This is a genomic window from Bradyrhizobium betae, assembly GCF_050632175.1.
GTDB classification, from domain to species: domain Bacteria; phylum Pseudomonadota; class Alphaproteobacteria; order Rhizobiales; family Xanthobacteraceae; genus Bradyrhizobium; species Bradyrhizobium betae_B.
Genome location: NZ_CP192576.1, coordinates 4,625,553 through 4,647,512, shown reverse-complemented (window position 1 = coordinate 4,647,512; position 21,960 = coordinate 4,625,553). Strand labels below are relative to the sequence as shown.

Annotated in this window: 19 protein-coding genes and 3 pseudogenes; 16 read left to right on the top strand and 6 right to left on the bottom strand. The window is 65.7% G+C overall.

What is annotated here, in order from left to right; translation table 11 throughout:
* The first annotated feature begins 16 nt into the window (after positions 1 to 16).
* Genes ACQ86E_RS22385 through ACQ86E_RS22375 form a run of 3 tightly spaced genes read left to right on the top strand, consistent with a single transcriptional unit; the run spans position 17 to position 2,474 of the window.
* Complete coding sequence (locus ACQ86E_RS22385) at positions 17 to 1,444, top strand: FAD-binding oxidoreductase (RefSeq protein ID WP_431201835.1); 1,428 nt, start codon at positions 17 to 19, stop codon at positions 1,442 to 1,444.
* Positions 1,425 to 1,880, top strand: a complete 456-nt coding sequence (locus ACQ86E_RS22380) for a GNAT family acetyltransferase (protein WP_431206534.1) — start codon at positions 1,425 to 1,427, stop codon at positions 1,878 to 1,880. Before ACQ86E_RS22385 ends, ACQ86E_RS22380 begins: the two co-directional genes overlap by 20 nt.
* Positions 1,881 to 1,892: 12 nt before the next feature.
* Positions 1,893 to 2,474 carry an NUDIX domain-containing protein gene (locus tag ACQ86E_RS22375; protein ID WP_431201834.1) on the top strand — a complete coding sequence of 194 codons (582 nt, stop codon included), beginning with the start codon at positions 1,893 to 1,895 and terminating at the stop codon, positions 2,472 to 2,474.
* A 55-nt stretch (positions 2,475 to 2,529) separates the two neighbouring features.
* On the opposite strand, the gene ACQ86E_RS22370 is transcribed toward ACQ86E_RS22375, so the two are convergent.
* Positions 2,530 to 3,375, bottom strand: a complete 846-nt coding sequence (locus ACQ86E_RS22370) for an outer membrane protein (protein WP_431201833.1) — start codon at positions 3,373 to 3,375, stop codon at positions 2,530 to 2,532.
* A 259-nt stretch (positions 3,376 to 3,634) separates the two neighbouring features.
* Between ACQ86E_RS22370 and ACQ86E_RS22365 the strand changes: the two genes are divergently transcribed.
* On the top strand, positions 3,635 to 4,564 hold the full coding sequence (locus ACQ86E_RS22365) for a glycine reductase (RefSeq protein ID WP_431201832.1): 930 nt from the start codon (positions 3,635 to 3,637) through the stop codon (positions 4,562 to 4,564).
* A 38-nt stretch (positions 4,565 to 4,602) separates the two neighbouring features.
* Positions 4,603 to 5,796, top strand: coding sequence for a CaiB/BaiF CoA transferase family protein (locus ACQ86E_RS22360; RefSeq protein ID WP_431201831.1), 1,194 nt, complete (start codon positions 4,603 to 4,605; stop codon positions 5,794 to 5,796).
* A 78-nt stretch (positions 5,797 to 5,874) separates the two neighbouring features.
* Here ACQ86E_RS22360 and ACQ86E_RS22355 read toward each other — a convergent pair whose 3' ends face one another.
* Positions 5,875 to 6,633 carry an SOS response-associated peptidase gene (locus tag ACQ86E_RS22355; RefSeq protein WP_431201830.1) on the bottom strand — a complete coding sequence of 253 codons (759 nt, stop codon included), beginning with the start codon at positions 6,631 to 6,633 and terminating at the stop codon, positions 5,875 to 5,877.
* Positions 6,634 to 6,694: 61 nt separating this feature from the next.
* On the opposite strand from ACQ86E_RS22355, the gene ACQ86E_RS22350 reads away from it, so the two are divergent.
* From ACQ86E_RS22350 to ACQ86E_RS22335, 4 genes and pseudogenes are all read left to right on the top strand, one after another.
* Complete coding sequence (locus ACQ86E_RS22350; RefSeq protein ID WP_431201829.1) at positions 6,695 to 7,192, top strand: hypothetical protein; 498 nt, start codon at positions 6,695 to 6,697, stop codon at positions 7,190 to 7,192.
* A 17-nt stretch (positions 7,193 to 7,209) separates the two neighbouring features.
* Positions 7,210 to 7,643: pseudogene (locus ACQ86E_RS22345) on the top strand (NUDIX hydrolase).
* A 46-nt stretch (positions 7,644 to 7,689) separates the two neighbouring features.
* Positions 7,690 to 8,066 (top strand): annotated as a pseudogene (locus tag ACQ86E_RS22340) (TIGR02301 family protein).
* A 207-nt stretch (positions 8,067 to 8,273) separates the two neighbouring features.
* Positions 8,274 to 8,540: a hypothetical protein gene (locus ACQ86E_RS22335; RefSeq protein ID WP_431201828.1), complete on the top strand. Its 267-nt coding sequence runs from the start codon at positions 8,274 to 8,276 to the stop codon at positions 8,538 to 8,540.
* A gap of 244 nt (positions 8,541 to 8,784) precedes the next feature.
* Here the strand turns inward: ACQ86E_RS22335 and ACQ86E_RS22330 are convergent, their stop codons facing one another.
* The gene (locus ACQ86E_RS22330; protein ID WP_431201827.1) at positions 8,785 to 9,648 is read right to left on the bottom strand and encodes a sulfurtransferase; all 864 of its coding nucleotides are present in this window, start codon (positions 9,646 to 9,648) and stop codon (positions 8,785 to 8,787) included.
* Between the two features lie 159 nt (positions 9,649 to 9,807).
* Positions 9,808 to 11,142 (bottom strand): dihydroorotase, encoded by a 1,335-nt coding sequence (locus ACQ86E_RS22325; RefSeq protein ID WP_431201826.1) that lies wholly within the window; start codon positions 11,140 to 11,142, stop codon positions 9,808 to 9,810.
* Positions 11,143 to 11,243: 101 nt separating this feature from the next.
* Here ACQ86E_RS22325 and ACQ86E_RS22320 point away from each other — a divergent pair, with 101 nt between their 5' ends.
* The 7 genes from ACQ86E_RS22320 (at position 11,244) to ACQ86E_RS22290 (ending at position 17,923) form a co-directional block, all read left to right on the top strand.
* Positions 11,244 to 12,125: a YgfZ/GcvT domain-containing protein gene (locus ACQ86E_RS22320; protein ID WP_431201825.1), complete on the top strand. Its 882-nt coding sequence runs from the start codon at positions 11,244 to 11,246 to the stop codon at positions 12,123 to 12,125.
* On the top strand, positions 12,122 to 12,748 hold the full coding sequence (locus ACQ86E_RS22315) for a DNA-3-methyladenine glycosylase I (protein WP_431201824.1): 627 nt from the start codon (positions 12,122 to 12,124) through the stop codon (positions 12,746 to 12,748). The genes ACQ86E_RS22320 and ACQ86E_RS22315 overlap by 4 nt, the downstream gene beginning before the upstream one ends.
* Positions 12,745 to 13,359: a YfbR-like 5'-deoxynucleotidase gene (locus ACQ86E_RS22310; protein WP_431201823.1), complete on the top strand. Its 615-nt coding sequence runs from the start codon at positions 12,745 to 12,747 to the stop codon at positions 13,357 to 13,359. The genes ACQ86E_RS22315 and ACQ86E_RS22310 overlap by 4 nt, the downstream gene beginning before the upstream one ends.
* Positions 13,360 to 13,494: 135 nt before the next feature.
* Positions 13,495 to 14,001 carry a tyrosine phosphatase family protein gene (locus ACQ86E_RS22305; RefSeq protein WP_431201822.1) on the top strand — a complete coding sequence of 169 codons (507 nt, stop codon included), beginning with the start codon at positions 13,495 to 13,497 and terminating at the stop codon, positions 13,999 to 14,001.
* Entirely contained in the window at positions 13,998 to 14,186 is a 189-nt protein-coding gene (locus ACQ86E_RS22300; RefSeq protein WP_431201821.1) for a hypothetical protein, read from the top strand. Before ACQ86E_RS22305 ends, ACQ86E_RS22300 begins: the two co-directional genes overlap by 4 nt.
* Complete coding sequence (locus tag ACQ86E_RS22295) at positions 14,183 to 15,151, top strand: NUDIX hydrolase (protein WP_431201820.1); 969 nt, start codon at positions 14,183 to 14,185, stop codon at positions 15,149 to 15,151. Before ACQ86E_RS22300 ends, ACQ86E_RS22295 begins: the two co-directional genes overlap by 4 nt.
* Positions 15,152 to 15,202: 51 nt before the next feature.
* Complete coding sequence (locus ACQ86E_RS22290) at positions 15,203 to 17,923, top strand: DUF2339 domain-containing protein (protein WP_431201819.1); 2,721 nt, start codon at positions 15,203 to 15,205, stop codon at positions 17,921 to 17,923.
* On the opposite strand, the gene ACQ86E_RS22285 is transcribed toward ACQ86E_RS22290, so the two are convergent.
* Positions 17,924 to 19,612: a methyl-accepting chemotaxis protein gene (locus ACQ86E_RS22285; protein WP_431201818.1), complete on the bottom strand. Its 1,689-nt coding sequence runs from the start codon at positions 19,610 to 19,612 to the stop codon at positions 17,924 to 17,926. It lies immediately after the preceding gene.
* A 398-nt stretch (positions 19,613 to 20,010) separates the two neighbouring features.
* Positions 20,011 to 21,752: pseudogene (locus ACQ86E_RS22280) on the bottom strand (methyl-accepting chemotaxis protein).
* Positions 21,753 to 21,960: the final 208 nt, after the last annotated feature.

Below are 21,960 nucleotides of genomic sequence, written 5' to 3'. Positions count from 1 at the left end.
AAGCAAGAGACGAGACATGAACATCAACAAGCCTGCCACCCCTCCGCTTGCGCCCGAGCTGATCGACCAATTCCGCAAGATCGTCGGCGAGCGCCACGCGATCACCGAAGCGGCCGACATCGAGGCCTACGTCACCGAGGAGCGAAATCTGTTCCACGGCCGCTCGCCGCTGGTGCTGCGCCCGGGCACCACCGCGGAGGTCGCCGACATCTGCAAGCTCGCCTCCGCGCATCACATCGCGCTGGTGCCGCAGGGCGGCAATACCGGCCTCGTCGGCGGCCAGACGCCGCACAATGGCGAGGTGGTGGTGTCGCTGCGCCGGCTCGACAAGATCCGCGAGGTCGACACGGCGTCAAACACCATGACGGTCGAAGCCGGGGTGGTGCTGCAGGTCGCGCAAGCGAAGGCCTCCGACGTCGACCGGCTGTTTCCGCTGTCGCTGGGCGCCGAAGGCAGCTGCACCATCGGCGGCAACCTCTCGACCAATGCCGGCGGCACCGCCGCGCTCGCCTATGGCGTCGCGCGCGAGATGGCGCTGGGGCTCGAAGTGGTGCTTGCCGACGGGCGCGTGCTCAACACGCTGTCGAAGCTGAAGAAGGACAACACCGGCTACAATCTGCACAACCTCTTCATCGGCGCGGAAGGCACGCTCGGCATCATCACGGCGGCGACGCTAAAACTGTTTCCGAAGCCGCGAGCGGTCGAGACCGCCTATGTCGGGCTGAAGTCACCGCAAGCGGCGCTGAAGCTGCTGACGATCGCACAGAGCGAGGCCGCCAATTTGCTGACGAGCTTCGAGCTGCTGTCGGAGATGGCGGTCGATTTCTCGGTCCGCCACGCCATCGACGTGCGCGACCCGCTTAGCCAGAAGCATCCCTGGTACGTGCTGATGGAATTGTCCTCGCCCGGCGACGACGCCCGCACGCCGCTGGAGACGATCCTGGCCCGCGCCATGGAGGAGGAGATCGTCGACGACGCGGTGATCGCGGCCAACCTCGCCCAGCGTAACAATTTCTGGAAGCTGCGCGAGGAGATGTCGTGGGCGCAGAAGCCGGAAGGCGGCTCGATCAAGCACGACATCTCCGTGCCGATCGCCGCCGTGCCTGAATTCATCGAGGAAGCCAACGCGGCCGTAGTGAAGCTCATCCCCGGCGCGCGGCCGGTGCCGTTCGGCCATCTCGGCGACGGCAACCTGCACTACAATGTCAGCCAGCCGGTCGGCGCCGACACCGCAGATTACCTCGCCCGCTGGCACGAGATGAACGCGGTGGTGTTCGCGATCGTGCTGCGCATGGGCGGCTCGATCTCGGCCGAGCATGGCATCGGCGTGCTCAAGCGCGACGAGCTGCCCGACGTCAAGGACAAGACCGCGATCGAGCTGATGCGCGCGATCAAGGCGATGCTCGATCCGCTCGGCATCATGAATCCCGGGAAGGTGCTGTGAGCGCCCCCTCACGATCGATGCGATCGGCGATGCCGATGTCGAGCCGGTCGTCGCGCTGTGGCAGCGCTGCGGCCTGACGCGTCCGTGGAACGACCCGCATGCCGACATCGCCCTGGCACGGCGGCGGGAGAACTCCACCGTGCTGGTCGGCCGCGACGACGGCGCCATCGTCGCCACCGTCATGGTCGGCCATGACGGCCATCGCGGCTGGGTCTATTACGTCGCCGTCGATCCCGATGGCCGCAAGCGCGGCTTCGGCCGCCTGATCATGGCGGCGGCGGAGGACTGGCTGCGCACGGCGGGAATCGCAAAGCTGCAGCTGCTGGTCAGGCGCGAGAACGCGCAGGCCAATGCGTTCTACGCCTCGCTCGGCTTCGAGGAATCGACGTCGGTGATGTTCCAGAAGTGGCTCGACGGCCGCGCGCAGCCCCGTTAGCGAGAGACAGCAATGTCCATTTCCGACCGTGTCCGCATCAAGGACGTCCGCGTGCTCTCGGACGGCTGGACCACGCTGAAGAACACGACGTTCGAGTATCGGCGCGCCAATGGCGAATGGCAGACGCAGCATCGCGAAACCTATGAGCGCGACAACGCCGCCGCCGTGCTGCCGTACAATCGCGCGCGGCGCACGGTGATCCTGGTGAAGCAATTTCGCCTGGCGGCGTTCATCCGCGGCAACGACGAACTGCTGATCGAGGCCGCCGCCGGCGTGCTCGACGATGCCTCACCGGAGGTGCGCATCCGCGCCGAGGCCGAGGAAGAGACCGGCTACCGCCTGCACCACGTCCAGAAGGTGTTCGAGGCCTTCATGAGCCCGGGCTCCGTGACCGAGAAGCTGCATTTCTTCGTCGCCGAATACGAGCCTTCGATGCGCGTCAGCGCCGGCGGCGGCCTCGCGCATGAGGGCGAGGATATCGAGGTGCTCGAGCTTTCCATCGACGAGGCGCTGGCGATGATCGCCGACGGCCGGATCATTGACGCCAAGGCGATCATGCTGCTGCAATACGCAGCGCTGCATATTTTCCGTTGAACAGTCGCGCTTCCGCGCGGCTGCCGGATTCGTCGCACCGAAAGACCGGCCTCGATCACGTCACCGGCACGAATGCCCTTGGCGTGGTGACGTTCAGATCATTGCCCCAGGCACCGCCGGTGCGCCCGCCAACGAAAAGACCCTCCCAGGGGTTCGACGGCGGGGGCGGCGGTGCCGTGACCCGCGTGCTCGCATAGGCGGCGGACGGGCCGGACGGGGGTCCGAACTTGTAGCTCAGGCCGATCGTCACCGCCTGAAACTGCGCATGCACGCTCGCTGCGGACGAACTCAACGCGGCAAGGGGCGCGGGCCCCGTCATCACGGGGAGATTGACCGTTCCGAGATCGACATACTGGTACTGGAAGTTGAGAATGAGGTTGTGCTTCAGCATGTAGTCCGCACCGAAGCCGGCGACCCAGCCCGGCCTGACGCCAGAACTCTGCGAGCTCAGAGGCGCGATCGAGGACGTGGTGCCGAGGGTGCCCAGATCGTAACGGTTGCTCAGGCTGACATTGCCGTAGGCGAGACCGCCCGTCCCGTAGAACAGAAACGATCCGACGGCCCAGCCAACCCGCGCACGCACCGTCCCGTACCAATCGATCCGCGCAATCGTGTCTTGCGAAGGATAGACGAAGGCTGGAAGCGCCGTGTTGGAAAACGTGCCGGTCGTCTCACTCTTGAGCCCTGTCCAGGACAGGTCGCCTTCAAAACCAAAGACGACGCCGCCCCGCTGCCAATTGTAACCGGCGACCGCTCCAGCCAGCCAGCTTGTGCTGCTGGCGGGACCAAAACCAACCGGCACGGCGGTTAGAGCCGCAGCATTGGCATATTGGGGCAAGGCCAGAGCAAGCAGGCTCGCGGCAGCCGCGCTTGCGAATATTGCAAAGGGACGAGATGACATGTGGCGAACACCCGAAATCGTATGAATTAAGGTCTTAGCTGCGCCGCTAATTGTTTTGGCGACTCAGATCATGCATAGCGCGGCAATAGGGGACAAGGCCGCGGCCGGCGGGACAGGCGCACGCCAAGCCGAAATCCACCTAGTGTTGCTGCGCTGCTCCACGCAGAATGCAATGCTGGTGTTCATTTACCCGCCGAGTGTTGAGCAAATGGCGGACTACCTCTAGTCTGATGTGAACAAGAACCAAGGAGACGCGCCCATGTCCGCTCCGCGCGACGACGAATTCGGCTTTGCGCCCGACTATGATACCCCCGTTCCCTATATGCAGCGCACGCGCGATTATTACGCCGCGATCGGCTACACCACGGCCTATCGCTGGGCGCATCATGTCGAGGCGCCATTCCAGCCGCTGAAGAAGCCGCTGGCGCAGTCGCGGGTCACCATCATCACGACCGCCGCGCCGTTCGATCCGGCCAAGGGCGACCAGGGGCCGGGCGCGGCGTATAACGGCGGCGCGAAATTCTACCAGGTCTATGACGGCGACACGTCGCAACAGCACGATCTGCGAATCTCGCACATCGGTTACGACCGCAAGCACACCACGGCGACCGACAACGGCACCTGGTTTCCGCTGCCGCAGCTCCTGAAGGCGAGCGCCGCGGGACGGATCGGCGAAGTCGCCCCGCGCTTCTTCGGCGCGCCGACCAACCGCAGCCATCGCGTCACACTCGACACCGACGCGCCGGATATTCTGGCGCGCTGTCTTGCCGACAAGGTCGACGTCGCCGTACTGGTGCCGAACTGCCCCGTCTGCCACCAGACCACGGCGCTGGTGGCGCGGCATCTCGAAGCCAATGGCATCCCGACCGTGGTGATGGGCTGCGCCAAGGACATCATCGAGCACGCCGCCGTGCCGCGCTTTTTGTTCTCGGATTTCCCGCTCGGCAATTCCGCCGGCAAACCGCATGACGTCGCCTCGCAGGCGCAGACGATGGAGCTGGCGCTCAAACTGCTGGAAAGCGCCAGCGGTCCGCAGACCACGATGCAGTCGCCGCTGCGCTGGAGCGAGGACGCCTCCTGGAAGCTCGACTACAACAACGTCGCGCAGCTTTCGCCGGAAGAGCTGGCGCGACGCCGCGCCGAATTCGACAAGCAGAAGGAGATCGCGCGCGGCAACCGCGCCGCCTGACGTCCTCCGATAACGAAAACAAAAATGGGGAGAACGACGTGACGCGACCGTTCGAGGGCGTGAAGATCCTGGACTTCACGCAAGTGCTGGCCGGCCCCTACGCAAGCTACCAGCTCGCGCTGCTGGGGGCGGATGTCATCAAGGTCGAGCGGCGCGAAGGCGAGGACATGCGCCGCACGCCGCTCAGCCGCGAATGGGCCGAGCGCGGGCTGGCGCCGGCGTTTCAGGCCGTCAACGGCAACAAGCGCAGCCTGACGCTCGACCTGCAAAAGCCGGATGCGATCGCGATCGTGAAGAAGCTCGCGAGCCAGGTCGACGTCGTCATGGAGAACTTCCGCCCGGGCGTGATGGACAAGCTCGGCATCGGCTACGAGGCGCTCTCGGCGATCAATCCCAAGCTGATCTATTGCGCGGTGTCGGGCTTCGGCCAGACCGGTCCGGACCGGCTGCGGCCCGGCTACGACGGCAAGATGCAGGCGCTGTCGGGCATCATGGCGATATCAGGCCATCCCGAAACGGGCCCGACGCGCGCGGGCTTTGCGGTGTGCGACGTCCTCTCGGGCGCCACGGCCGCGTTCGGCGTGTCGAGCGCACTGTACCAGCGCGACCGTACCGGCCAAGGCCAGTTAGTCGATGTCTCCATGCTGGAGGCGACGATGGCGTTTCTCTCCGGGCAGATCGCGGACTGGTCGGTCGCCGGTCACCGCCAGCAATTGTCGGGCAACCAGGCGGTGAGCCGGCGGACCACGGCGAACCTGTTCAAGTGCGGCGACGGCCACATCCTGCTCGCGGTCAACAACGAAAAGCAATACCGCGCGCTGATGTTCGCGCTCGGCCGCGAGGACACGCTGTCCGATCCGCGCTTCGCCGACTGGTTCGCGCGCAACGAGAACGAGCCGAGCTTGCGCGCCATCATCGAGACGGCGCTCGCGGCCAGGCCCGCGCGCGAATGGGAGACGATTCTGGAAGACGCCGGCGCGCCCTGCGCCAGCATCTGGAAGGTCGAGGAGGTCATCGATCATCCCCAGATCAAGTCGCGTGGCGCGATCCAGGAACTGGATACGCCCTACGGCCGCCTGCGCTTCGCCGGCAGCGGCTTCAAGCTCGCGCATGGCGGCGGCAAACTCGACCGGATGGCGCCGGAACTGGGCGCGGATACGGATGCGGTGCTGGGAGAATTGGGATTCGATGCGAAGGAGATCGCAGCGCTGAGGGCAAGGGAGATCGTTTGAGGCCGCGCCTCGCATTCAGCCGTCATCCCCGACCTGCGCTTCGCTTGTCCGGGATGACAGCGGAGTTTGTAGCCGCAGCTAAAACAACGACCCCTGCCCGTCATCGGCCGATCCGGCCGGCGCCTTCCGCGCCGCCTTCTTCGGCTTCACCGCCTCAGCCTCCATCTCCTCCTCGGTGATCGCCAACAGCAGCTGGTCGTCGTCGTTGGCCACGCGGTTGACGCGGGTGGAGACGGGGTGCCAGGCGAATTCACCGATGCGCGGGGCGGTCATCAGCGGCAGGATCGCATCGATCTCGTCGCCGCGACTGTCGAGCCAGCGCTCGAAATCGCGCGGGCTGATGGTCACGGGCACGCGGTCATGCAACGCGGCGAGATCCTCGCTCGCCGCCGCCGTGACGATCGCGACTGTATCGACTTCCTCGCCGTTCGGCCCGGCCCAGGTCTCGAACAAGGCGGCGAAACCGAGCGGCGACCCATCGGCACGATGGATGAAATAAGGTTGCTTGCGGCCGCCTTCTGCCTTCCATTCGTAATAGCCGTCGGCCGGGATCAGGCCACGGCGCCGGAGAATCGCGTTTTTGAACGCCGGCTTCTCCAGCACCGTCTCGGAACGGGCGTTGATCAGCAGCGTGAATCCGCGGGGGTCCTTGACCCAGCTCGGCAACAGGCCCCAGCGCATCAGCCGGAAATGGCGGTTGCCGTTCTCGACCAGAACGACCGGAACAGGTTGTGTCGGGGCGACATTGTACCGGGGTGGGAAGTTCGGCTGCTCGATATAGCCGAACAGTTGCCGTAAAGCCGCGGGGGCCGAAGTTATGACAAAGCGTCCACACATCTTGAGGCCAATATAGGGTCCGTTCAGGTCCTTTTAACCCCGAACGTTAAGACTGCACCGGATGAGTTCACCGGCCTCCCAACCCGCGACGCATGCAAGGACGGGCCCCGAGGCCATGGCCTGGGCCGAGCGGCTGCGCGTGGCCAACATCAACCCGCGGACCGGGCTTGCGACTGACTATCTCAATCATTTCAACGAAGCCGTGATGCTGCTCGAAATGATCCCGGACATGCCGGAATGCGCCGAAGATTTCCTCACCTGGACGCCGCTGTCCTATGCCGAGCATTTCACGGCTTCGAATTTCAAGGCACGGGATCTGGCCATCGAAGCCTATGAGAAGGCCGAACCGTCCGTGCGGGCCCAGTTCGACAACATCACCCAGACGCTGCACTCGATCCTGACCGCTGTCGGCACAGCCATGCGCGAGGTCGAGAAGGACGAGACTCGCGTCAAGCTCGCCGAGCAGGCTACCCTTTGGGTCCAGCCCCTGATCGCGGCCTGCGGCGGCGTCATCCATGGCGGCGCGGACGCCGACGTCGACACCATCATGGCGAATTGAGCCGGGGTAGCCGAGATATGTCAGCGGCCGCCCAGCCCACCCATCCCCAGATCGCGGTCAGCGCCGCGATTTTTCGCGACGGCAAGGTGCTGCTGACCCGCCGCGCCCGCTCGCCCGCCAAGGGGTTCTATTCGCTGCCGGGCGGCCGGGTCGAATTCGGCGAATCGCTGCACCAGGCACTGGCACGCGAGATCGACGAGGAGACCGGGCTGAAAATCGAGATCATCGGCCTTGCCGGCTGGCGCGAAGTGCTGCCGGCCACGGCCGGCGCCGGCCATTATCTGATCATGTCCTTTGCCGCCCGCTGGGTGGCCGGGGAGCCGGCTCTCAACGACGAGCTCGACGACCACCGCTGGATCGCCCCGGACGCTCTGGCGGACCTCGGCGATCTCAAGCTCACCGGGGGCTGGAGGAGGTCATCCAGTCCGCCCACCGGTTGATCGGCCCCTGAGGGCCCGCCTTGCGTCATCAGCCCCGAGGGGGCATACAGCCCGCCGATGTCCACGCGATTTCTGGCCATTTTTGTCCTGATTCTCGCCTGCGCCTCCGCGCCCGCGAGGGCCCAGAGCGTGGCGGCGCCGTTTGATGCCGATTTGCAGCGGCTGGCGGAGATCCTCGGGGGACTGCACTATCTGCGCGGCATCTGCGGGGCCAACGAGGGCAACAAATGGCGCAACGAGATGCAGGCGCTGATCGATGCCGAAACCCCTCGGGCGAGCGCCGCACCCGCATGATCGCCGGCTTCAACCGCGGCTATAACGGCTTTCAGCAGACCTACCGGAACTGCACGCCGGCAGCGACGGTGGCGATCCGCCGCTACATCGAGGAAGGCTCGAAGATCTCGCGGGATCTCACGGCGCGTTACGCGAATTGATTGTCCCTCTGTCATTCCGGGGCGCGCAGCGCGAGCCCGGAATGACGTGAGCTGGTCGACGCGGACGCGCGACGGGAACCCTGTCATCGTGTTTGTCCACTGCCATTAACCGTTCTTAAAGATGTGGCCTAGCGGTCGTTAATGCGCGTGCTACACCTCTGGAACAGCGCATCGCCGTGGATCGCGCCCCAGCCCTGATCGAGTTTCATGAGCCAGCCGATTTCCTACGCCCCCGCCCGCGCGCCGCTGCCCGACCACGAGCAGAAACAGGCCGCTCTGAACTATCTCAACGAAGCCTGGGCCGAAGCGCGCCACGACGGCGTCGACGGCGACTGCCTGGCGCAGGCTAGCCTGTTCGCGGCGCTCGCCGAGCTCGTTGGCACCTATGGCGAGGACGCGGTGGCGAAGTTCGTCGAGGGTTTTCCGGGTCGCATCCGCAACGGCGAATTCTCCGTCGATATCTCCCGCCAGTAAGCATCTTCCGAAAATGACCCCGCCACGCGGGCGGGGCCAGTCTACGGATGAATGACTTTGCGAACAGAATTTTGCGAATGCGTTCGCGAAGTCTACCGGATTTATCGCACGGAAGCATTTCGCCGTAGACAAGCATTAGTCCGGCGGCGACCGGGACATTTTCCCAGAACGATCGGGAACGCGCGACTTTATTTCTTGAGCATGATCTTTCGGAAAACCGCGTCACACTTTTCCGGATCATGCTCTAATCCGTCTCGATCGGCAGCGCCGGATCTCTTGCCCACTCTCCCATCGAGGCATCGTAGAGCGTGAGCTTGTCGTAGCCGAGCTGCGTCAGCAGCAGCAGGTCGATCGTCGCCGAGATGCCGCCGCCGCAATACAGGATCACATTCTTGTCCCGCGTGACGCCTTGCGCCGCGAATTTCGCTTCGGCGTCGGCGAGATTCGTCAGCGTCTTGTCGGCATTGGTGAGCGATGCCGCTGGTACGTTGACGCTGCCGGGAACGCGGCCTGGCCGGCCATAGCGGCTCGGCTCGAGGCCGCGATGAAACTGCGGCCCAAGCGCGTTGACGGTCACGGTCGAGGGATCGCCGATGCGGGCCTTCACGAGGCTCTTGTCGACGAACAAGCCCGCGCGCGGCGCAGCCTTGAAGGTCGTGGCCGGATAGCCCTTCGGTGCGCCCGTCTCGATCGGCCGCCCCTCTTCCTTCCATTTGTCGAAACCACCGTCGAGCACACGCGCGTCGATCCCGAGCGAGCGCAGCGTCCACCAGAACCGCGTCGACCACATCATCGTGCCGATGCTGTAAAGCACGACGGTCTTGCCTGCATCGAGGCCGTGGCGGCCGAAGGCGGCTTCGAGTTGCGCCACGCCGGGCATCATGAAGAACTGCTCCGCCGAGGCGTCGGAGAACTCGCCTTGCAGGTCGAGGAAGTCCGCGCCCGGGATGTGGCCGGCCGCAAAGGTCTTGTCGCCGGGGACCGCGCGATACGGCACGTCGCTGCCTGCTGGCACCGGTTCGTTGTAGGTCGTGCAGTCGTAGAGGCGAAGGCTGGGATCGCCGAGAATGGCGGCGAGTTGCGCTGTGGTGATGAGGGGTTGGGTCATGGACTACTCTCCCTGTCGAGGGAGTGTAGCTCTTTCCCTCGTCATTGCGAGCGCAGCGAAGCAATCCAGAATCCCTCAGAGGAAAGATTCTGGATTGCTTCGTCGCAAGGGCTCCTCGCAATGACGGGGGATGGTGTGTTCGTCCCTGACAGAAGCCCCCTACTGCTTCAGCGTCTCCAGAAACCGCACCGGCTCGCCCTGCGACGGCGTCACGAGCTCACCCTGCCACATCACGCGGCGGCCGCGGATGAAGGTGCCGACGGGCCAACCGGTGACGCGGACACCATCGTAGGGGGTCCAGCCGGCCTTGGACGCGACCCATTTGTTGGTGATGGTCTCGCTGCGCTTGAGATCGACGATCGTGAAATCGGCGTCGTAGCCCGCGGCGATGCGACCCTTGCAGGCCATGTTGTAGAGACGCGCAGGACCGGCGCTGGTGAGGTCGACGAACCTTGCCAGCGACAGGCGGCCGGCATTGACGTGGTCGAGCATGAGCGGCACCAGCGTCTGGACGCCTGTCATGCCCGACGGCGAAGCCGGATAGGTCTTTTTCTTTTCTTCCAGCGTATGCGGGGCGTGGTCGGAGCCGAGCACGTCGATGATGCCCTGCTCGATGCCGCGCCAGATGCCGGCGCGGTGATCGGCGCCGCGCACCGGCGGGTTCATCTGCGCCAGCGTGCCGAGCCGCTCGTAGCATTCGGGCGCCACCAGCGTGAGATGATGCGGCGTCGCCTCGCAGGAGGCGACGTCTTTGTGGTCGCGCAGGAATTCGATTTCTTCCTTGGTAGAAATATGCAGCACATGGATGCGCTTGCCGGTCTCGTGCGCGAGCTTGACCAGGCGCTGCGTCGCCATCAGCGCCGCCGTCTCGTCGCGCCAGACCGGATGCGAACGCGGATCGCCCTCGATGCGCAGCGGCTTGCGCTCGTTGAGGCGATACTCGTCCTCGGCATGGAACGCCGCACGGCGGCGGATCACCTGGAAGATGCGGCGCAGGCTCTCGTCGTCCTCCACCAGCAGCGCGCCGGTCGAGGAGCCGATGAACACCTTGACGCCGGCGCAACCCGGCGCCCGCTCGAGCACGGGCAGGTCCTGCACGTTCTCGCGGGTGCCGCCGATGAAGAAGGCGAAATCGCAGTGCATGCGGTGATGGGCGCGCTTGACCTTGTCGGTGAAGGTCGCCTCCGTCACCGTGAGCGGCGAGGTGTTGGGCATCTCGAACACGGCGGTGACGCCGCCCATCACGGCGCTGCGCGAGCCGGTTTCGAGATCTTCCTTCTGCTCCAGCCCGGGCTCGCGGAAATGCACCTGCGTGTCCATCACGCCGGGCAGGATGTGGAGGCCCTTGCAGTCGATCACTTCGGCGGCGGAGGCCTGCGACAGCGGGCCCAGTTCGGCGATACGGCCGCCTGCGATACCGATGTCACGCAGACCCTCGCCGTCCTGGTTGACGACGGTGCCGCCCTTGAGGATCACATCGAAGCGCTGGGTCATGGCTGAGGGCCTCTCTCGTCCCCAAGCGCAGGGCTTGAGGTCTTGTCGTTTATGCCTCGCGGGCTTACGTTCCGGAGCACCATGTCGCAAGAGATTTTCGCATGAAATCAGCGTTTCTTCCCGACCGGGGCGTGGTCAAGGTCGCGGGCGAGGATGCGCGCAACTTCCTCAACGGCCTGATCACGACCGATCTCGACAGGCTCAAGCCGGGCCTGGGCCGATTCGGTGCGCTGCTGACGCCGCAGGGCAAGATCGTCGTGGACTTCCTGATCACGGAAGCGCCCGCCGGCCATGGCGGCGGGTTCCTGATCGACTGCCCGAAGGCGCTGGCAGACGGCCTCGCCACCAAGCTGAAATTCTACAAGCTGCGCGCCAAGGTCACGGTGGAAAACCTTTCCGACGATCTCGGCGTGCTCGCGGCCTGGGACGGCACGCCTGCGGCCCAGCCGGATCTGGCCTTCGCCGATCCACGCCATGCGGAGCTCGGCACTCGCATCCTGATCCCCGAAGATCTCAAGCAGAAGCTCTCCGACCTCATTGGCGCGGAGCTGGTCGATGCGGCCGCCTATGAGGCGCACCGCATCGCGCTGGGTGTGCCGCGTGGCGGTCTCGATTTCATGTACAGCGATGCCTTCCCGCACGAGACCAACATGGATCGTCTGGCCGGCGTCGATTTCGACAAGGGCTGCTATGTCGGCCAGGAGGTCGTCTCGCGCATGCAGCATCGCGGCACGGCACGGACCCGCAGCGTCAAGGTGCTGCTCGATGACTCCTCGCCCGAGCCCGGCATCAGCGTCATGGCCGGCGACAAGTCGGTCGGCACGATGGGCTCGTCGGCGCAGGGCAAGGGCATCGCGCTGGTGCGCATCGACCGCGTCGCCGACGCGCTCGATGCCGGACAGCCGCTCACCGCCGGCGGCCTTGCGTTGACGCTCGCCGAACCCGAGGTCGTGCGTATTCCAACGAAGCAACCCATCGCATGAGCCGTGCCCCGCGCCTGCATCCCGACGGAAAGACGCGCTGCCCATGGCCGGGCGATGATCCGCTCTACGTCGCCTATCACGACACCGAATGGGGCGTGCCGGAATATGACGACCGCGCGCTCTACGAAAAGCTGATCCTCGACGGCTTTCAGGCCGGCCTCTCCTGGATCACGATCTTGCGCAAGCGCGACAATTTCCGCAAAGCCTTCGATGATTTCCAGCCGGAGAAGATCGCGCGCTTTAACGACAAGAAGGTGCACGCGCTGATGAACGATGCCGGCATCGTGCGCAACCGCGCCAAGATCGACGGCGCGATCCTCAGCGCGAAATCGTATCTCGACATCATGGAGAAGGGGCCGGGCTTCTCGAAACTGCTGTGGGACTTCATGGGCGGAAAGCCCAAGGTCAACCAGTTCAAGACCACCGCGAGCGTGCCGACCTCGACGCCCTTGTCGGTCCAGATCTCCAAGGAACTGTCGTCGCGCGGCTTCAAATTCGTCGGGCCGACCATCGTCTATGCCTTCATGGAGGCGACCGGCATGGTCAATGACCATCTGGTCGACTGCCATTGTCACGCGAGCTGCGGCAGGACGCAGCGCAAGCCGCGCCTCAAGGTCAAATGAGCGCGAAGAAGACGGCACGCAGCACGGACGCCCGCGCCTGGCAGCGCATGCTGTCGGGCCGGCGGCTCGACCTGCTCGATCCCTCGCCGCTCGATGTCGAGATCGCCGACATCGCGCATGGGCTGGCGCGCGTCGCGCGCTGGAACGGGCAGACCACCGGCGCACACATCTTCTCGGTCGCGCAGCACACGCTGCTGGTGGAGACCGTGCTACGGCACGAGATGCCGCGTGCCGACCAGCGCCTGCGGCTCGCCGCGCTGCTGCACGATGCGCCCGAATACGTGATCGGCGACATGATTTCGCCGTTCAAGGCCGTGCTGGACGGCCACTACAAGGCGGTCGAGAAGCGCCTGCTCGGCGCCATCCACATCCGCTTCGGCCTGCAACCGGAGTTGCCGGACGAGATCACGCAAGCCATCAAGGCCGCCGATCGCGGCGCGGCTTATCTGGAGGCGACCGAGCTTGCCGGCTTCAGCGATGCCGAGGCCAAGCGCCTGTTCGGCAGGGATCCCGGCCTTTCCGACAGCGTCCGGCGCGACTACCTCACGCCGTGGACGGCGGCGCGGGCCGAGAAGCAGTTTCTGGAGCGGTTCGGCGCGGTGTTCGCGTAGATCTCGTAGGGTGGGCAGAGCGCAGCGTGCCCACCAACCACGTCGAGATTGCGCGGTTGCGATATGGTGGGCACGGCGCGATGCACCTTTGCCCACCCTACGGCGATCGTTATAATCGCCAAAAAGGTCCCCCCAATGATCCATGTCTGCTCCCTTGCCGCCCTGCCCGAAACCGTTCGCCTTACCGGGGCCAGCCATGTGCTGACCGTGATGGCCAATGTCGAACAGGTGGCGCGGCCGGTGTCGGTGCTGCCGGCCAACCATCTCAAGGTGTCGATGGACGACATCACCGAGGAGATGGACGGCTTCACCGCGCCGTCGGAGACGCATGTCGAGCAGGTCCTGAACTTCGTGCGCGGATGGGACCGCGGCGCGCCGCTGGTGGTGCATTGCTATGCCGGCATCAGCCGCTCCACCGCGAGCGCGTTCGCGGCCGTCTGCGCGCTCAATCCGGATCGCGACGAACTCGAGATCGCGAAGAAAATCCGTGCAGCGTCTCCGATCGCCTCGCCGAACCGGCGCATCGTCGGCCTCGCCGACCGCGCGCTGGGACGCAACGGCCGCATGCTGCGCGCACTCGACGAGATGGGCCCGGGCGCGATGATGGTCGAGGGCCGCCCCTTCGTGATCGAGCTCGAATGACAGCGGCGCGCGACAACGCAGGTGCTGCCGTCATGGCCGGGCATAGCCGTCCGAAGGACGGCGTCGCTTCGCTCGCTTATGTCCCGGCCATCCACGACCTTTCTTGCTGCACGAAGAACGTGGATGCCCGGGACAAGCCCGGGATTGACGAGTTTGTGGTAACATCTGCGACCATCATCGCATGAGCGACAAGCTCCTCACGCCGATCGAGATCGGCCTGACCGCCGCGATCGTTGCGATCGAGGATCATGAGCCGCTGATCCTCACGGCGCGCGGCAGCGACGGGCTGGCCGGCCTGCCGTTCGGTCCGTTCGACGCGCTGACACACCGCACCTTCGAGATCGGCCTGCGCGCCTGGGTCGAGGCGCAGGCAGGCTTGCGGCTCGGCTATGTCGAGCAGCTCTACACCTTCGGCGATCGTGGCCGGCACGCGGAGGCCGGCGACACCGGCGCGCATATGGTGTCGATCGGCTATCTCGCGCTGACGCGCGCGGTCGGCGGCGAGCTGGCGGCGACAGGGGCAAGCTTCGAGCCGTGGTATCGTTTCCTGCCCTGGGAAGACTGGCGCGAGGAGCCACCCGCGATCATCGCGCGCGACATCATCCCGGCGCTGACCGATTGGGCCGAGCAGGAGACGCCCGAGACCACGCGCGCGCTGCCGCGCAGGGATCGCATGCGCTTCTACTTCGGACTCGACGGCGCCCCCTGGGACGAGGAGCGCGTGCTCGACCGCTACGAGCTGCTCTACGAGGCAGGCCTGATCGAGGAGGCGCGGCGCGACGGCCGTCCTGCGGCATTAGCGCGCAAGGCGCTTCCGCACCTTGGCGCTTCCATGCGCTTCGATCACCGCCGGATTCTCGCCACCGCGATCGCGCGGCTGCGCGCAAAACTGAAGTATCGTCCTGTCGTGTTTGAACTTTTGCCCGCCGAATTCACACTCACTGAGTTGCAGTATACGGTGGAGGCGATCTCCGGCCGGCACCTGCACAAGCAGAACTTCCGCCGCCTGGTCGAAATGGAAGCCCTGGTCGAACCGACCGGGGTGATGTCGACACAGACCGGCGGACGGCCGGCTGCGCTCTACCGCTTCCGCCGCGACGTGCTCCAGGAGCGCCCCGCGCCGGGCTTGCGCGTGCGCTCCCGGCGCTAACCCGAAAGATATGCGTGACCGGCCCCTGCCCGCCGGTTGCCTGGAGGCTTCATGTTCGACGGCCCGTTTGACGTCTTTGCGCTGATCATTGCGATCATCGCTGTCCTGATCGCGATCAAGGCTTCCAGCCAGGCGGCCGAACTGCGCCGAAAGCTGAACACGCTCGAAGAGATGTTTTACGCGCAGCGGCGTGTGATTCAGCCGCCGCCGCTGGTGCCCGCGCAGATACAGCCCGAGGCGCCCGTGGCAACGGCCACAGAGCCACCGCCGCTTGCGCCGGAGACCGAGACAGCGCCGCCCCCGCCCGTCACCAAGGACGTTTTACCGCCGCCGCCCGCAGCGAGCGCGGAGGCCGCCGCACCGCCGCCGCTCCCCGCGCGGACGCCTGGTACCAGAGAGCCTGGCTTCGAGGAGCGGCTCGGCACGCGCTGGGTGGTGTGGATCGGCGGCCTCGCGCTCGCGCTCGGCGGTTTCTTCATGGTGCGCTATTCGATCGAGGCCGGCCTCGTCGGTCCCGCCGTGCGCGTGTTCCTCGGCGGCCTGTTCGCAGCCGCGCTGCTGGGTGCGGGCGAATGGTCACGGCGCAAGGAGAGCATCTCCAACATCGCGGCGCTGCCGATCGCCAATATCCCCGCGATCCTCACCGCGGCCGGAACGGCCGTGGCGTTCGCGACCATCTATGCGGCCTATGCGCTCTATGGTTTCCTCGTGCCCGCCACCGCCTTCGTGCTGCTCGGCATCGTCGCGATGGGGACGCTGGCCGCGGCGCTCCTGCACGGACCTGCGCTCGCCGGTCTCGGCGTGGTCGGCGCGTTCGTGACGCCGATCCTCGTCACCAGCGGTAAGCCGGACTATTGGGCGCTCTACATCTATCTGGCCATCGTGACTGCCGCGAGCTTCGGCCTCGCCCGCATCCGGCTGTGGCGCTGGCTTGCCGTGACCACCATCGCCTTCGCCGTGTTCTGGATCTTCCCGGGCCTTGACGGCGGCGACATGCAGGTGGCGCCGCACGCCTTCCATGCGATCGCGGGCTTCGTGCTCGCCGCGCTGTTGGTCGTCTGCGGCTTCATGTTCGGCCCGACCATCGCGGACGGCGAGATCGAGCCGGTGTCGTCGAGCTCGCTCGGCGCCTATCTGTTCGGTGCAATGCTGATCGTGCTGTCGAGCGCGCATGCCGATCTGGCGCTGATCGCCTTCACGCTCCTGGTTGGCGGGACGCTGTTCGTGGCCTGGCGCGCACCGGCCGCCACCGGCGCGCTCGGCGCGGCGGCTGCGACCGTCTTCATCGTGTTCGCCGAATGGGCGGTCCGCGCCAATCCGGACATGCTGGTGCTGCCGGGCGGCCCGTTGCCCGGGGTGGGACCGGTCGCGACCGACAGCGCGGTGACGCTGCATCTGGTGATGGCCGCGATCCTTGCCGCCGGCTTCGGTATCGCGGGCTTCCTCGCACAGGGCCGCTCGAACTCGGCAATCATTCCGGTGGTGTGGTCGGCGGCGGCGGTCACGACGCCGATCGCGATACTGGTTGCGCTCTACGCGCGCATCGCCCATCTCGACCGCTCGATCCCGTTTGCGATCCTCGCCGTCCTGCTCGCGGCCGTCTTTGGCGCAGCGACCGAAGCGCTGACGCGCCGCGAGACCCGGCCGGGCCTTGCGACCTCGACCGCGCTGTTCGCGACCGGCACGCTCGGTGCGCTGGCGCTGGCGCTGACATTCGCGCTGGAAAAGGGCTGGCTCACCATCGCGCTGGCGCTGATGTCGCTCGGCACCGCCTGGATCTCGATGCAGCGGCCGATCCCGGTGCTGCGGCGGCTCTCCGCCGTCTTCGCCGCAATCGTCACCGCGCGCATCGGCTATGACCCGCGCATCGTCGGCGATGCCGTCGGCACCACGCCGGTTCTGAACTGGCTGCTGTGGGGCTACGGCCTGCCGGCGGCCTCATTCTGGGGCGCAAGCATCCTCCTGCGCCGCCGCGGTGACGACGCGCCGCTGCGTGTGGTCGAGACTGCTGCGATCCTTTTCACGGCGCTGCTTGCCTTCACGGAGATCCGTCACTTCGCAACCGGCGGCCATATGGCCGACGCCCCGTCGCTGCTCGAATGCGCGCTGCAAGTCTGCGTATCGCTCGCCATGGCGATCGGGCTGGAGCGCCTGCGGCTGCGCAGCCATAGCGTCGTGCACAATGTCGGCGCGGTCGTGCTCACGGCAATCGCGGGGGTGATCAGCGTGTTCGGCCTCTTGATCGCGGAGAACCCGCTGATCTGGCGCGTCGATGTCGGCGGCGCGGTCTTCAACCTGCTGTTGCTCGGCTACGCGCTGCCGGCGGTGCTGCTGCTGCTGCTCTCCTACGCTGTGGTCGGCCAGCGCGGCAAGGTCTACGCCAACACGATCGCGGGCGGCGCGCTGCTGTTTGCGCTCGCTTATGTCACGCTGGAGATCCGCCGCTTCTATCACGGCCCGATCCTCTCGACCGGACCGACCACGGGCGCGGAGCAATACACCTATTCGATCGGCTGGCTCGGCTTCGGCGTGCTATTGCTCGGTGTCGGCATTCTCGTCAATTCCGAGCGGGCGCGGCTGGCATCCGCAGCAGTGATCGCGCTGACGATCCTCAAAGCGTTCGTGATCGACATGTCGACGCTGACAGGGGTCTACCGGGCGCTGTCCTTCATGTGCCTCGGCGTCGTGCTGGTCGCGATCGGCTGGCTCTACCAGCGTATCCTGTTCCGGCGGCAGGCTCCGCCGCCGGCACCGCAGACCAGCGTTGGATGATCAGGCCGCGCGGACCGACTCCAGGAACTGCGCGACCTCGACCTTGAGTCGCGTGCTGTCGGTCGCCAGCGATTTCGCCGCCGACAGCACCTCGGTCGAGGCCTCGCCGGTCTCGATCGCACCGCGCTGAACGTCGGTGATGTTCGACGAGACCTCCTGCGTGCCGACCGAGGCCTGCTGGACGTTGCGCGAGATCTCCTGCGTCGCCGCGCCCTGCTCCTCGACGGCGGCGGCGATGGCCGCAGCGACCTCGGACAGCCGCTCGATGGTGCCGCCGATCTCCTGGATGGCGCTGACGGATTCCTGCGTTGCGGATTGGATGCCCGACACCTGCGCGCCGATCTCTCCGGTCGCCTTCGCGGTCTGCTCGGCCAATGCCTTGACCTCGGAAGCGACGACGGCGAAGCCGCGGCCGGCTTCACCGGCGCGCGCCGCCTCGATGGTCGCGTTCAGGGCCAGCAGGTTGGTCTGGCCCGCGATGGTGTTGATCAGCTCAACGACGTCGCCGATGCGGGAGGCCGCCTGTGACAGCGCGTTGACGCGGTCGTTGGTCCGCGCCGCCTGCTCGACGGCTTCCGCCGCCATGCGCGCCGAATCCTGCACACGACGGCTGATCTCGGTGATGGAGGAGGACAGCTCCTCCGAGGCCGAGGCCACGGCCTGGACGTTTGTGGAGGCTTCCTCGGACGCAGCCGCGACGACGGTCGCGAGTTCCTGCCCGCGCTGCGCGGTGCTGGTCAGCGTCGATGCCGATGCCTCCAGCTCGGTCGATGCCGACGACACGGTACCGACGACCTCGCCGATCATCGCCTCGAACCTGCGGGTAATGGCATCGACACGGCGGCCGCGTTCGATCTTGGCTTCGGCATCAGCCGCGGCGGCCTCGTCGGCGGCCCGCTTGGCGATCAGCGCCTCCTTGAAGATCTGGAGCGCATCGGCCATCGAGCCGATTTCGGTCTTCTCGCCGCGATGCGGCACCTCGGCCGAGAGGTCACCCTCACCGAGCGACTGCATCGGCGTGATGATGGATGCGATACCGCGCGAGACGTCTCGCACAAGATAATAGGCAGCACCGATCGCAATCACGACCGAAAACACGATGATGCCGACCAGCACGCGGAAAATCAGAGCGTAGCTTTCAGCCGCCTGCTTGGTTTCCAGCTCAGCACCGCGGTTGTTCATTTCGATGCCCTTGAGAAGCAACGGGTCAGCCGCCTGCGCCATCTTCGCGACCTTGGTCTGCAGCAGTTCGTTGGCCTCCGTCGGGAAGCGGCCGGTGCTCTTGCGCGACAGCGCCATCGCATCCTGCACACCGTTCAGATATTCCGCCCAAGCTTTCGTCCACTGTTGGTAGACCGCGCGCTCTTCGGGCAAGGTTATCAGGGGCTCGTAGACCTTACGCGTCTTCTCGATACGGTCGCGCAACGAGGCGAGGCGCTTCTCGGCGGCTTCCTTGCCCTCGGCGGTGTCCTGCATCAGGTGCAGGCGAAGCGCGACGCGCAGCTCGTTGATGTCGGCGCGAAGCGAGCCGAGCGCGCGCACGCTCGGCAGCCAGCTCTCCGCGATCTCAACGGTATGGGTATTGATGTTCTGCATGGTGCCGATGGCGGTCACGCCGACGCCGGCGAGCGAGAGCACGAGGACCGACAACACGGTCAGAAGCTTGAAGACGATCGATAATTTCGACATCACGACAAATCCCGATGACACCTGGCTCGCGCAAGTCACCTGCGCCGCGATCGCTACGACGAGCGATGAACGGAAGTCATTCCAACAATGCTGGCTGGTTCTTATCCGGGAGAATTACGTGAATAATCGCAAACAGCCGTTAACAAAGGCCTCCGTAAAATTACGGCTTCACTATCGCCGGCGTTGGATGTTCCGCAATCATGCGTTGCAGGGAGACCGAAATCCCGTGCTGCAATGCGGGTTGACGGATGCCGCCTTGCAGCATTTACACACGGCGCGTCACGCCCGCCTTCACGGAGGGCGCGCTACTCGTCGCCACGCTGAAATACGAGAGCAAACGACCGCCGCGCTTCAGGCGCGACGGTCGCTGGGTCAATTTGGAACTGAGCGTGGACGCGTCAGGCCGCGCGGACCGTCTCCAGGAACTTGCCGACCTCGAGCTTGAGGCGATCGCTGTCGCCGGACAGCATCTGCGCCGCGGACAGGACCTGTGAGGACGCCGATCCGGTTTCGCTTGCGCCGCGCTGCACGTCGGCGATGTTGGACGAGACCTGCTGGGTGCCTTGCGCGGCCTGCGCGACGTTGCGGGAGATCTCCTGCGTCGCCGCGCCCTGCTCTTCCACCGCCGCCGCAATCGCCGAGGAGATTTCCGACAACCTTTCGATAGTGTCGCTGATGGCCTTGATGGCGCCGACCGAATGCTCGGTTGCGGTCTGAATGCCCGCAATCTGCTGCCCGATCTCGCCGGTGGCCTTCGCCGTCTGCTCGGCGAGCGCCTTGACCTCGGAAGCGACGACCGCAAACCGCGGCCGGCTTCACCTGCGCGCGCCGCCTCGATCGTGGCATTGAGCGCCAGCAGGTTGGTCTGGCCTGCGATGGTGTTGATCAGCTCGACGACATCGCCGATCCGCGTCGCAGCCTGCGACAGCTCACTGACGCGGTCGGTCGTGGTGCGGGCCTGGCCGACGGCCTCGCTGGCGACGCGGGCAGATTCCTGCACCTGCCGGCTGATCTCGGTGATCGAGGACGACAATTCTTCTGTCGCCGATGCGACCGACTGAACGTTGGTGGACGCCTCCTCGGAGGCCGCAGCAACCACGGCCGTCAACCCCTGCGCGCGCTCAGCCGTCGAGGTGAGCGTGGTGGCCGACGCTTCGAGCTCGTTCGATGCCGACGACACCGTGTGGACGATCTCGCCGACCGCGGATTCTGAAACTGTCGGCGAGCCTGCGCATCTCCGACTTGCGCTGCTCGGCTGCGATCTGATCCTGTCGCATCTTGGCTTCCGCTTCCTCGCGTGCCTTCTGCTCGGACACGATCTTGAATTTCTCGACGGCGCCGGCAACTTCGCCGACCTCGTCCTTGCGGCCGAGACCCGGCAGCACGACCGAGAAATCGCCGCCGGCAAGCTTCTCCATCGCCAACGTCAGCGCGCGCATCGGACGCGCGATGCTGGAGACGGAGAAGATGCACGCGCCGATCAGGACGAGCGCAACCAGCACGCCGGTGATGAAGGATGTCCGAGCAACCGATTCAGCTTCTGCTTCCGCTTCGGCGCGAGCATCGGCACTCCTCTTCCTGGAGAAACCAGTGATCTGGTCGGTCAGCTCCGATATCTCTTGATTGATCGGCGCCAGAGTCCCCTTACGGATGCGATCGACCTCGGCCACCAGCTTCGCGAATTGCGCCGCAGATTCGCCGTCCTTTTTTCTTCGAGCGCGAGCTCCTGCCTGCGGATCGCCTCGATCTGCTGCTGGCCTTTGCTGAAATTGCCGACCAGCTCGGTCAGGCGGTCGATCCGCTTGCGGTTCTCAGGTGACCGGGAGAGCTTCGCCATCTCGCCCGCGTACTGCAGGGCTGACCTCTGTCGATCGTTGAAATAGGCGACAGTCTTCTGCAATTCGGCGAGCGAGGACGACGTCAGGATGTCGCGAATGCCGATCTGCATCCCGCGGACCGAAGCCTTGGCTTCCGCGGCGTTTTGCGCGATCGTCTGCTGCTGCGATGCGGCCGCGCCGAGCTTCTGGACGTCCGCGTCTCCGCTCATCTGGAGAAAAATCATCAGCGCGACCAGGCCGATGGTCAGCGCGGAGGTGATGGCGAGCTTGGTGCCAATTCGCAGGTTCTGAATGAACATCATTTAAGTATTCCCGGGATACGCATTGCCGCGACGAAGCGCGTGAACAGCCCGGGAAGGCTAACCGGCAGGCCACTCGTTAACGTTAAGTGCCGACCCCGCGCGCCGGGTAGAAATACGGAAATCGCGGCTCAAATTGTCGAGCTTGCGCAGCTTTCACGTGCAGAGTGCAGGTGCTTCGTGAATTTGCAGGCCTTTCGGCCCGTCGACG